The sequence below is a fragment of the Paenibacillus cisolokensis genome, from assembly GCF_050481165.1.
In the GTDB taxonomy this organism is placed as follows: Bacteria; Bacillota; Bacilli; order Paenibacillales; family Paenibacillaceae; genus Paenibacillus_AH; species Paenibacillus_AH cisolokensis.
Map to the genome: position 1 here is coordinate 25572 of NZ_JBCNFP010000058.1, position 11921 is coordinate 37492.

The window sequence follows — 11921 nt, forward strand, 5'->3', positions numbered from 1 at the left end:
ATCGTTCTGCCTTTTTTTGTTTGGCTTAATCTCTAACCGAATAAGGATGGGTCTTCTTCCGTTTACTCTGATCGCAGGCAGGCAGCCTGTGATTTTTATTTTGAAAGGAAGAAATACATGACCAAAAAAATAAGAAGCGCCCAACGCGTGCGGAAACTGGAGTCGGTATTGAAATGTCCGATTTGCGAAAGCCCGGTGAAGGTTGTCGATCTTAAAAGTCTGATCTGTTCGCATAACCATACGTTCGATTTCGCCAAGCAGGGGTATCTCAACTTGATGCCCTATCCCACTAACAGTCATTACAAGAAGAAATTGTTCGAGGCCAGGCACAAAATCATTACGGAAAGCGACTTGTACGCGGCCGTGCATGAGACGATCACGAAGGCGATACGGGCGCATGCGGATGTTTCGATAAATCCTTTTATCATTGCGGATCTGGGTTGCGGGGAAGGCTCCCAATTGCAAAAGATTTTGGACGGATGCAGGAGCCGGACCGCGACCGGGATCGGTCTCGATATTGCGAAGGAAGGCATTATGATGGCCGCCGGAAGATACGAAAGCCCGATTTGGCTCGTAGCGGACCTGGCCAAAACGCCGTTGGCGGACCGGTCGGTTCATGTGATTCTGAATATGCTGTCTCCTTCCAATTACAAGGAATTCAAGCGGGTGTTGGTTCAAGGCGGTCTGGTCATTAAAGTTGTTCCTCGTCCCCTTTATCTGAAGGAACTGCGGGATATGCTCTTCGAAGACGATAAAAAGGTCTATCGAAACGAGGAAACGGTGTCGCGATTTAAAAACCATTTCCGTCCGCTCGACTCTTTCCGTCTAACTTACACTCAAAAACTGCATAACGCGGAGCTCGAACATTTGGTTCGCATGACGCCCCTTGCCTGGACCGCGGATCAAGCGCGCATTGATGCGTATATCAATCAAGAGACTGCAGAGATCACCGTGGATGTGGAGATTTTAATCGGATTAAATATGTAATAGGAAAGCCAACGCGTGTGAAGATCGCAAGATAACGAATATTCCCTAATAACGAAGACCTGCTGAATTAACGGCAGGTCTCTTTCGTGCGGGGGAACATATGTTCGCTTACGAGTTAAGCTTTCCAACCAACAAATGGATGAAATCGATAAGAAGTTATTCCAAATGTTCTTTAGTAAATCTAAGGTTATCCATGAGTTGGTGGCAAATTTATCCGAAGCGGCTACCGCCAGAGAGAAATGATTAAATAATTAATAAGATCATTGACAAAAGAGTTATTTTCCATTATGTTTAGAAGCAACAGAGCCCTTGCGGCATTGGAGATGTATACAGTTTTACCAGAGAAAAAGCCATCCTTCGGGATGGCTTTTGACGTTACTAACACAATGGTCATCGAATTAAATAGGTGATTGAACTTTAACCGGATTAATGAAGTGATCGGAAATCCAAAAACGTGTTACAATGGGAAAGAAATGCAGCCGCCCCTCATTAAAGGAGGAGTTTCATGGAGTATGTCCGGGATTACACGATGTACGCTGCCATTTTCGGCATGTTCAGTTTTGTCTGGTTCGGCTGGGCGCAAGAAAAACCGAGAGCAAGCTGGCGAATCTGTATCGGTTTGGCGTCCGCCGCGGCTCTGCTAGTATGTCTGGCTGGCGTCTATCTGAGCGTGAAAAATTGGGATGCGCCTTCCGCTTTGTCGGAAGGAACGGCTTTCCGCCAATATTTGATTACGGTCTATATCGAATTTATTTTGGCTGGCATAGGCGCTTTTGTGCTGTATAAATTAAAACGCCAAAATGTTGTCGCCCCTTGGATCGCCTTTATCGTCGGTATCCATTTTATCGGCCTGACAAACGTTTTTGACGATCCCGGCCTCTATCTTCTGGCGGCGCTGCTCGTTGCCATCTCAATTCTTTCATTATGGATTGCTCCGAAACTGCAAGTAGCCAACAGCGCGATTGTGGGCATCGGAGCAGGCACGGTATTGTTCGTCTATGCCGTACTTGGCTTGATTCGCTATTTATCCGTATAAACGGGAAGGCAGCCTCGTGTTCGAGGCTGTCTTTTTTCATTCTGCGCTGCCAGTGGATGGACGGCGCATTCTTTTTTCTCAAGCGAGCAGTGTTAGAAAGGCCATCGGTCCGCGGACTTCTTGACAAGAAAGCTACGGTATGATTTCTACTAGAGTGACGCGACTCTACTTTCAGAAGAAGATCGCTAGAGCACTTGAATCGGAGCTCTGCCAATGTGCAGATGCATCGAATCGATAACCAAAGTTGTAGAAATCGATTTTGACTGTTGCGATATTGGTCCGGGGGGAATCGCCGTTGAATATTATCCTGCAACGATACAACAACCTTACACTGCGTTCGAAGCTTTCCTTATCGTTTATTCTATTGATCGTCATGTCCATGACTTTACTGGGGTACGGTTACTATTACAAAACGTCGGAGGTCATTTTGGGCAATGCGGCGGATTCGATACTCGGCCTGGTGAAGCAGACCAACCAGGCGCTCGACGCGCGCTTCTCCGGGATCGAGCAAAGCGCCGTGAACATGCATCTGGACGAGGAGTTGTTCGAGTTTTTCAATACGATTGCGCCGCAGAAGGACGGCAATTTCACCCATGAGGACGACCGGCGCATTACGCGCATTCTGCAGAAATATTTTCCGACCTCGTCGGATATGTACTCCGTCAATTTGCTCGCGAACAACTACATGTTTGGCGGCAATCCGAATTTCTGGCTGCCGAAGACGGACTTTGCCGATACGCAGGTCTATCGGGAAGGGCTGAAAGCGACGGAAGGCGTCCGCTGGATTCCGACCTACAATCTGCTGGAGATGTTTTATTTGTCTGAGCAGGCGGTCAAGCGCAAGTCCCAGTATGTCTTCACAGCGACCCGTTCGATCAATGTGTCGCTCATCCGCAACAATATGCTGAACCATTTGCCGCCGGAAGCCGAGCGGCCGGTGCTTGTCGTGAACTTTCAGGAGGAGATGCTGAAGCAGGCGTTCACGGAAAGTTTACAGACGGCAGGATCCTATTATTACGTGTTGACGCGGGACGGACAGACGATCTCGACCTCGGACAAGGAGCGGCGGCTTCCGGAGGGGGCGAAGGAATGGATTCGCAGCCATCTGCCGGATGAAAGCGGTACGACCTATGTGGAGATCGATGGGGTGAAGACGCTGCTTGTCTACGACACGATTCGTGCGAATGGATGGTTGTCCGCCGTATTCGTGCCTTACCCGGAACTGGTCAAGACGGTGCCGGATATTTTCTCTTACACGATGCTGATCACGGTGGTCGTCAGCTTAATCTCCATCATTATTGCTTCGATGATCGCAAGCCGCATCACCTATCCGCTCAAACGGCTGCTGGCCGGCATGCGCAAGCTCGGGGAGGGCAACTTCGGGCATCAAATCGAGGTAACGGGCAAAGGCGAAATTCCCTATTTGATTCACAAGTTCAACGATATGAACGGCCGGATCAAACAGTTGATCGATGAAAACTACAGCATCCGCCTCAAGAAGATGGAGGCGGATCTGCGGGCGCTCAACTTTCAGTTCAACCCGCATTTTCTGTACAATACGCTGAACATTATTAATTATATGGCGATCGAAAACAAGCAGGACGAGATTAGCGAGATGCTGGTCGAGCTGTCGGAAATGCTGGCCTATACGGCGAAATATCAGCACGACGAGGTGCCGTTCGGCGAGGATTTGAACTATCTTGAAAATTATATCGGCATTATGAAAAAACGGTTCGTGGACAAATTTACGGTGCATACAGAACTGGACGAGGCGTTGTACCGTTACTCGGTGCCGAAGTTTTTCCTTCAACCGTTCGTCGAGAATGCGCTGATTCATGGTTTCGAGGACATCGAAGAGGGCGGGGAGATCCGGATAACCGGCTTTATCCGGAACGGCGTCCGGCAATTCGTCATCGAGGACAACGGCGTCGGGATGAGCCGGGAGGCGATCGGCCGGCTGATGAACGGTCAGCATGAGAAGGAGCGGAAGGACTCGATCGGCATCGACAACGTGGACAAGCGGATCAAGCTGCTGTACGGCGAAACGTACGGTGTCGTCATTCATTCGGAGCCGGGTGCGGGCACGAAGGTGACCATTACGCTGCCGGCGTGAACGAAGTCTGTGAGAAAGTCCACCATTTGACATGTATTTCGAGTAGTCGCGCCGCCGGGATCCCTTCTACAATGAAAACGCAGACAAAAATAACTTCCGGGAGGGTGTCTATGAACATGCGTTGGATGAAGATCCTGCTTGCCGCCATTATGGCTGTGACCATTATCGGTTGTTCGTCGAACGGCAGCGGATCGAGCGAAAATCAGGAAGCGTCGGGCGGGACCGGCGGATCGGCGGAGCCGGTAGAGATCACATTCTGGCGTCCGCAAGCCGACGAAGCGGAAGATCAATTTTACCAGGAAGCGGTTAAAGCGTTCAACGAAGCGCACGAAGGCAAGATCGTGCTGAAAATGGAGACGGTTACAAGGGGCAATTCGTTCGCCTATGAAGACAAGATCTATGCGGCGGTGGCGTCCAACACGCTGCCGGACGTCGTAGCGTTGGACGGCCCGAACGTGGCCAACTATGCCGCGTCCGGTATCATCATTCCGCTTGACGAGTATTTCACGCAGGAGGAGCTGGACGATTTCGTACCCTCGATTATTCAACAAGGCACGTACAATGGAAAGTTTTACGCGGTAGGCCTGAATGAGTCGTCGGTCGTCCTGTTCTATAACAAGAAAATAATGGACGAGCACGGCATCGTGCCGCCGACGGAGATCGACAAGGCCTGGACGTGGGACGAGTGGTACGATGTAATGAAGCGGACTGCCGATCCGGACCGGGGAATTTTCGGAACGAACATGATCAATGACAAAGGCGAATGGATGACATATGCGTTCGAGCAGTTCTGGATTTCAAACGGCACCGACATCGTCAGCGAGGACGGTACCAAGGCCGAAGGCTACGTCAACAGCGAGCAAGGTATCGAAGCGGCCAATTTCCTGAAGAAGCTGGCGGACGAGAAGCTGTTCAACATCGACCCGACGCCGACGGAATTTGAGGAAGGCAAGGCTGCGACGAAACTGGGCGGCACCTGGAACATTACCGGCTTCGAAGCTTATCCGGATCTCGAATGGGGCATTACCTATTTCCCGAGAAGTCCGAAAGGCCAAGTCACGTCTCCTTCCGGCAGTTGGGCTGTCGGCATCAGCTCGAACAGCAAGCATGTGGCGGAAGCGGTCGAAGTGGTGAAATGGTTGACGAATAAGGAAAATTCCGCCCGATTGGCCAAGGCGACCAACGTGCCGGCCAGCCGCAAATCGGCCTTCGAGAGCATACCGGAGTACAACGAATTGCCGATGCGCGTCATCAAGGAACAGGTGACAACCGTATCCCATGCGCGGCCTGTCACGCCCGCTTATCCGGTGCTGACGCAAAAGTTTGCCGAGGCGCTGATCGACATTATGGTCGGAGCTGACGTGAAATCGTCGCTGGATAATGTCGCCAAAGTTTACGATCAGGAATATGCCCGCAACTTCGCGGAATAATTCATAAGCGGCTTGCGCTGCGGCATTAGGCCATTAACCGCCTAATGCCGCAGCCGTTATGTCCCGCGGGAGAAAGGAAGTGAACGGAACAATGCAGGGCGAAGCGATGGCGAGCGCTCCAAGGTCGCATAAAATGTTGTCGCTGCGCAAGCGGAAGCGGCAAGAGGCCATTATGGGATATTCGTTCTTATTGCCGGCCGGCTTGCTTATTACTCTGTTCCTCATTTTGCCGTTCGGATTGGCGTTCGTTTTCGGATTTACCCGCTTTAATCTGTTACGGCCCGATCAGATCGAATTCAGAGGACTGGAAAACTATCTGTTTTTGTTTACCGATCCGTTGTTCTATCGCTCGTTGTACAATACGTTGTATTTCACGGCGATTGTCGTGCCGGTGCAGTGCGGGCTGGCATTGATGCTCGCTTTGCTGGTCAACCAGAAGCTGCGGCTGACCAACCTGTTTCGGATCGCCTATTTCAGCCCGGTTATCACGTCGATGACCGTCATCGCGATTTTATGGATTTATTTATATAATCCGAACGACGGATTGATCAACTCCTTTTTGCATGCGCTCGGCATTCCGAAGCAGCCTTTCCTGCGCAGTCCCGACCAGGCGATGAATTCGATCATTCTGATGTCGGTATGGCAGGCGGCGGGCTATCAAATGATGATCTTTCTCGCCGGTCTTCAGGGTATTCCGAAGGAACTGTACGAAGCGGCGTCTATGGACGGGGCGAACCGCTTTCAGCAGCTTCGGTACATTACGATCCCGAGCTTGTACAACGTGATCGTGTTCGTGCTGACGATAACGACGATACAGGCGGTCAAGCTCTTTACGCAGCCGTACATTATGACCAATGGCGGTCCCGAGAATACGACGCGTACGCTCGCGCTGTTCATCTACCAGCAAGGCTTCCAATTCCGGAACGCCGGCTACGCTTCGGCCATTTCGGTCGTCTTCTTCATCATCGTCGTGCTGCTGTCGTTTCTGCTGCGGAAGCTGCTTCGGGACCGATAATCCACACGGAGGTAGCACATGTCAGATCGCAAATATGCAGCATTTCTCTATGCGGCCAACGCTGTTATGACGTTGCTGTTTATTACGCCGCTCTTATGGATGGTCGTATCGTCGTTGAAGCCGGAAACGCACATTTTCGCGGATTTGAACTCGATCAAGGCGCTGTTGCCTTCATCCGTCACGCTTGATAACTATATCAAGGCGTTTCACCGGATTCCGATGATGAAATATTTGTTCAACAGCCTGTTCTATGTTACCGTTATTTGCATCAGCGGGCTTGTCGTCAACTCCCTCTGCGGCTACGCGCTCGCCAAGCTGCAATTCAAGGGACGCGACATGCTGCTGTCGGGCGTCATCGCGCTCATGATCGTGCCGTTCGAGAGCATCATCATGCCGCTTTATTTTATCGTCAATACATTGGGTTGGGTTGACACGTGGCTGGCGCTGATTGTGCCGTTCGTCGGCAACTGCTTCAGCATTTTCATGTTCCGCCAATTTTTTATGGACGTGCCGAATGAGATATTGGAAGCGTCGGCAATTGACGGCTCGTCACCGATGAAGACGTTCGTGCGAATCGTCGTGCCGCTGTCCGGACCGGTCTTCACGACGGTCTTCATTCTGACGTTCATCACGCATTGGGGCGATTTCCTCTGGCCCATACTGGTGACGACAGGCGAAAAACTGCGGACCGTGCAGCTCGGCATTCAGACGTTCTTCACGCTGCCTCCGGTCTATTACGGGCAGATTATGGCAACGCTTACCTTTACGACGCTGCCGATTGTCATTCTGTTTTTGTTTCTGCAACGGTACTATATAGAAGGCATTACGCATACCGGCGTGAAAGGATGAGGTTCAAGTGGAAACCGGAAATTTGAACGTGCGCCTCAGGCCCCGTTATCATTTTTTGCCGCGCAAAAACTGGATGAACGATCCGAACGGCACGATTTATTATAAGGGCGAGCATCATCTGTTCTATCAATACAACCCGAATGCGGCCTACTGGGACGATATGCATTGGGGACATGCCAAAAGCCGGGATCTGGTGCATTGGGAGGAGCTGCCGATCGCGCTTGCGCCTTCGCCTGAACTCGGCGAACGGCATTGTTTCTCGGGATGCTGCGTCATCGATGGCGAGCGGCCGGTTATCTATTATACAAGCGTAGGGGAGTTCGAGGGCTCGAAGACGATGGTCCGCTCAGGCGGGAGCCCGGACGCCGAGCCGGTCCGGATGGGCGCGCAGCAGTGGATGGCCGTCGGCAGCGACGATCTGTTAACCTGGTCGAAGATCGAAGGCAATCCGGCGCTCAGCACCGCCATTCACGGCGGCCACGATGTCGTCGACGACTGGCGCGACCCGTTCATTTGGAAAGAGCAGGACGGCTGGCATATGGTGCTCGCCGGTACGCACAAGCACGAAGGCTGCATCTGGCTGTACCGGTCCGCGGATCTGTCGGACTGGCAGCTGCTCGGCAAACTGTACGCGGAAGATCATGTCATTCTGGAATGCCCGAACGTCGTGAAGTTTGGAGACAAGTATCTGCTCATCTATTCGGTCATTGAAGAGAGAGCGGTGAAATTTTGCTATGGTCCGCTCTCCCCGGACAAACGGCTTATCGTTGAGCGGCAGGGCTATCTCGACGGGCCGAATTCCGGCTATTACGCGACCAATATTTCAATCGACGGCGATGGCCGCGTGCTGCTGTGGGGCTGGATCAACGATGCGGCAAGAGGCGAACTGGACGTGCCGTTCGACTGGTCGGGCATCCAGAGCGTGCCGCGCGTCATCGGCTGGTCGGAGGAGCGGGGCCTCAAGATCGAACCGGCAAAGGAACTGGAGACGCTGCGCGGACGGTCGGCCGTGAAGCAGGGCTTCTCGATTGGCGGGGAAACCGTCGACACGGGCATCGAAGGAACCGCGCTCGACGTGGAGGTGGCGTTCCGACCGACAGCCGGAGGCACGTTCGGCGTCAAATTTCTCCGTTCGCCGGACGGTCTGGAGGAGACGGCAGTGGAAGTCGACCCGGCGAACAAGCGGGTCCGCATCGTGCGCGAGCGTTCGAGCGCAAGCGGCAGGACGGACGCCTCCGACGTTGTCCAGACCTACCGTTCGGATGAACCGACGGTATCGCTGCGTCTTTTGATCGACCAAAGCGCGGTCGAGGTGTTCGTAAACGGCGAATCCTGCCTTGCCGCGCGGATTTATCCGATTCGAGAAGACAGCCGCGGCCTGTATTTGTTCGCACAGCAAGCGGTTGACATTGTACGGTTCCAGGCATGGGAGATGAAGCCGATCGGTTAAGTCGGCGCATCATTGCCATGGCATTGAAGTTTCCGGTTGCGGAGGCCTTCTTCACTTTTGCAAGATTATTTTGGAAGGGGTGGCCTGTATGCATCATGTCCTCATCGTAGACGATGAACCGTTTCAGCGCAGAGTGTTGGCGAACATTGCGCGCAAGCATCCGGAGACGCTTGCCGTTTACGAGGCCGCAAACGGCAAGCTGGCTCTGGAAGCCGTGCGTTGTCATCCCGTAGATGTCGTCGTCACCGATATCAAGATGCCGATGATGGACGGCTTGAGCTTTATCGAAGAAATTCATCGGGACTACCCGGCGCTCAAAGTCGTGATCTTAAGCGGCTACCGGCAGTTCGAATATGCGCAGCGCGCGCTGCGCTTCGGCGCGTTCGATTATCTCGTCAAGCCGGTCAGGGAAGACCATGTCGTCAAGATGCTGGACGACGCGTACCGGGCGATCCGCGAAGAGGAGGCGCAGCGCCGTGAGAAGGAAGACTTGGCATATCAGCTAAAGTATGCGCTTCCCGTTTATCGGGAACATCAGTTGAACAAATGGATCAAGGGCGGCCTGACCCGCGAGGAAGCGTCCGGACTGTGGCAGCAAGCCGGACTGCCGCAGCATGGGTATGTGCTGGCGCTTTCGTGGACAAATCTCGCCGACCGGGACCGTACGTCGCGGCAGCCTGATCCGGATGCGATCATGCGATTGGCGGAGCGGTGTCTGGCGCCTTACGGCTTCGCCGGTTGCTTCCAGGACGCCGAACGCGACCATATCCTGTATGTGCTGCTGAGGGCGGATTCGCATTTCCAGGATGAGCGGCTCGATGCGGTACTCGGCGAGATGGACGTCGCGGCGGCCAAAACTTTGGCGATGAACGCTTCCGCCGGTCTTAGCAGGTGGCGGTCGTCCCTGCACGAGCATGGAAAGGAAGCGGGCGAGGAGGCCATGCTCGCCGCGGCGTACACGTTCTACATTGGCGCTTCGCGGATCGTTCGCTTTGTGGAGGCGCCTGCGCTGCTGCCCGGCGTTCACGTCGACCTCGCCAAGGAAGAAGAGGCGATGGAAGAGGCGTTGCGTCAGGGCTTGTCCGACCGGATCGGGGCGATCGTCGAAGCCGTGTTCGAACGGCTGCTGCAGAAGGGCTGTGTCGTCCCGGAAGCGCTCCGTTCGCGCATTGCCCATTATGCGCTCAAAGTTGCCGGCGTCATGGCGCCGTTCGCGAGCGAAGCGGAGTACCGCGAGACGCTGGACGCGCTTGAGCGCGAGCATGCGCGGGCGGATACGCTCGCGGCGCTGAAGGACGCCTTGCGGAGAGGGATGGAGCGTATAGCGGACCATATTCGTGCGACAAGGTCGCACAAGCATGAACGGATTATGGAACGCTGCATCCGATATGTCGACGAACATTACATGGACGCGCTTCATCTGGAGACGATCGCCACGGCGTTTCACTTCAGCCCGAACTATCTGAATACGCTGTTCAAGCAGTATACGGGTATGACGTTCGGCAAATACTTATCCGATTTGCGCATCAGGAAAGCGGTGGAACTGCTGAAACAGAGCGACGCCTGAGTCTACGAGGTGGCGTCCAAAGTCGGCTTCGTGGACGAGAAATATTTCTACCGCGTCTTTAAAAGGAAATTCGGCTATACGCCGGAAGAGTATCGCCGAATTATGTAATCGCTGCCCGGCAGATAGGCAGAGGTTCATCTCCGCCTATTTTTATTATAGAAGATTCCGAATTTTTTGGAGTATGATAGAAATATATGCAAGGCATCGAGGGGGGAAGCCTTCCTCGTTCCTTTCGCATGAGACGCGAAGCTGTGGGCCGTATCGGTCGTGGCCGTTGAAATCAAAGGATTCGAGTAGGGGAGAGGAGATATGCAAGTGGAGACGATATCCATTAAAGGGACCGGAGAATGGAACGAGGACGCTCTCGTTGTCAACGGGCAGGCCGGGCTTTACGGCGTTTTGGACGGCGCCACTTCCCTGCATCCGTTTCGGGGGCCGAACGGAGAGACCGGAGGGTATCTGGCTTCCCATCTCATACAGGATTATTTTCAGGCGTTGAATCGGGAAGAAGCCTCCGAAACCCCTTTGAATGAGCTGGTATTACGGGCCAACACGCTTTTGCGGGAGGCGATGCGGGAATCCGGGATCGATCTGTCCGACAAATCGTCGTTATGGACAAGCGCGCTGGCTTTGGTCCGGATTCATGAAAAATATGTCGATTTTGCGCAAGCGGGAGACTGTATGATCGCCGCCTTGTATGAGGACGGCTCGGTTCGGAACGTTTCAAGAGACCACGTGGACCATGTCGATTACGAATCGCGGAAAATTTGGATGGACGGCATTCGTCGGGGCATCCGTCGCAAGGATGAGCTTTGGGAGCTCGTGAAGCCGGTCATTTTAAAAAATAAAGAAAGAATGAATACGCTGAGCGGCTATTCCGTACTTAGCGGCCAACCTGAAGCGGCGGATTTCATCGAGTACGGCCGCATCAATCGGATCGGCCTCCGCTCGCTTCTCCTTGTAACCGACGGATTGTTTCTCCCGCGTTCGAGCATGGAGCCGCAGAACATGGATTGGGGAGAGTTGGTGAAGCAGATCAGAGAGAAAAGATTGAGCGGATATGCGGACTGGTTGATCCGTCTGGAGACCGGCGACGCGGAATGCCAGCGCTATCCCAGGTTTAAAGTGTCCGATGACAAGACCGGAATATGGATCGATTTTCAAGCGAGCGAAATACCAAACTAAACCCGATGAGTCCTGCGATACTGCGTAGGGCTCATTTCTATTTTTTTGGAGAAGACCCTGCTCAGATAAAAGCCGTTTTCGTAACCGCACCGTTCCGCGATTTGATCCAGAGTCATCGCGGTCGTCACCAGCAGGGAGCAGGCTTTTTGCAAACGGAGGCGGGTCAGATAGTCGGTCGGCGGCATGTTGTGGGCGCGTTTGAAGCGGCGGGTGAACTGGACCGGACTGAGGCCGAGCGTATCGGCCAAAGACTTCATGCTAACCGGGCCGTACGCATGCCGTTTTAACA

9 protein-coding genes and 1 pseudogene are annotated in these 11921 nt (G+C 53.5%); 9 read left to right on the forward strand and 1 reads right to left on the reverse strand.

Going from position 1 to position 11921, the window contains the following annotated elements; genetic code table 11:
• Positions 1-117: 117 nt before the first annotated feature.
• The 9 genes and pseudogenes from ABEV74_RS10145 to ABEV74_RS10185 all read left to right on the forward strand — a co-directional run bounded on the left by ABEV74_RS10145 (position 118) and on the right by ABEV74_RS10185 (position 11632).
• Complete coding sequence (locus tag ABEV74_RS10145) at positions 118-987, forward strand: putative RNA methyltransferase (RefSeq protein ID WP_430145707.1); 870 nt, start codon at positions 118-120, stop codon at positions 985-987.
• A 505-nt stretch (positions 988-1492) separates the two neighbouring features.
• Positions 1493-2023 (forward strand): hypothetical protein, encoded by a 531-nt coding sequence (locus ABEV74_RS10150; protein ID WP_430145710.1) that lies wholly within the window; start codon positions 1493-1495, stop codon positions 2021-2023.
• A 295-nt stretch (positions 2024-2318) separates the two neighbouring features.
• Positions 2319-4136 (forward strand): cache domain-containing sensor histidine kinase, encoded by a 1818-nt coding sequence (locus ABEV74_RS10155; protein ID WP_430145713.1) that lies wholly within the window; start codon positions 2319-2321, stop codon positions 4134-4136.
• A 110-nt stretch (positions 4137-4246) separates the two neighbouring features.
• The gene (locus ABEV74_RS10160) at positions 4247-5566 is read left to right on the forward strand and encodes an ABC transporter substrate-binding protein (RefSeq protein WP_430145716.1); all 1320 of its coding nucleotides are present in this window, start codon (positions 4247-4249) and stop codon (positions 5564-5566) included.
• A 79-nt stretch (positions 5567-5645) separates the two neighbouring features.
• Positions 5646-6581: a carbohydrate ABC transporter permease gene (locus tag ABEV74_RS10165; protein WP_244863222.1), complete on the forward strand. Its 936-nt coding sequence runs from the start codon at positions 5646-5648 to the stop codon at positions 6579-6581.
• Positions 6582-6599: 18 nt separating this feature from the next.
• Positions 6600-7430, forward strand: coding sequence for a carbohydrate ABC transporter permease (locus ABEV74_RS10170; protein ID WP_062490637.1), 831 nt, complete (start codon positions 6600-6602; stop codon positions 7428-7430).
• A 7-nt stretch (positions 7431-7437) separates the two neighbouring features.
• Positions 7438-8880, forward strand: coding sequence for a glycoside hydrolase family 32 protein (locus tag ABEV74_RS10175; RefSeq protein WP_430145719.1), 1443 nt, complete (start codon positions 7438-7440; stop codon positions 8878-8880).
• A gap of 88 nt (positions 8881-8968) precedes the next feature.
• Positions 8969-10555, forward strand: a pseudogene (locus ABEV74_RS10180) (response regulator).
• Positions 10556-10762: 207 nt separating this feature from the next.
• Positions 10763-11632, forward strand: coding sequence for a protein phosphatase 2C domain-containing protein (locus tag ABEV74_RS10185; protein ID WP_062490643.1), 870 nt, complete (start codon positions 10763-10765; stop codon positions 11630-11632).
• On the opposite strand, the gene ABEV74_RS10190 is transcribed toward ABEV74_RS10185, so the two are convergent.
• Positions 11629-11880 carry a helix-turn-helix domain-containing protein gene (locus ABEV74_RS10190; RefSeq protein ID WP_430145722.1) on the reverse strand — a complete coding sequence of 84 codons (252 nt, stop codon included), beginning with the start codon at positions 11878-11880 and terminating at the stop codon, positions 11629-11631. The genes ABEV74_RS10185 and ABEV74_RS10190 overlap by 4 nt on opposite strands.
• Between the last annotated feature and the right edge of the window lie 41 nt (positions 11881-11921).

Coding starts and splice junctions, on each gene's coding strand:
- ABEV74_RS10145 (WP_430145707.1), top strand. CDS start 118: ATGACCAAAAAAATAAGAAGCGCCCAACGCGTGCGGAAACTGGAGTCG.
- ABEV74_RS10150 (WP_430145710.1), top strand. CDS start 1,493: ATGGAGTATGTCCGGGATTACACGATGTACGCTGCCATTTTCGGCATG.
- ABEV74_RS10160 (WP_430145716.1), top strand. CDS start 4,247: ATGAACATGCGTTGGATGAAGATCCTGCTTGCCGCCATTATGGCTGTG.
- ABEV74_RS10170 (WP_062490637.1), top strand. CDS start 6,600: ATGTCAGATCGCAAATATGCAGCATTTCTCTATGCGGCCAACGCTGTT.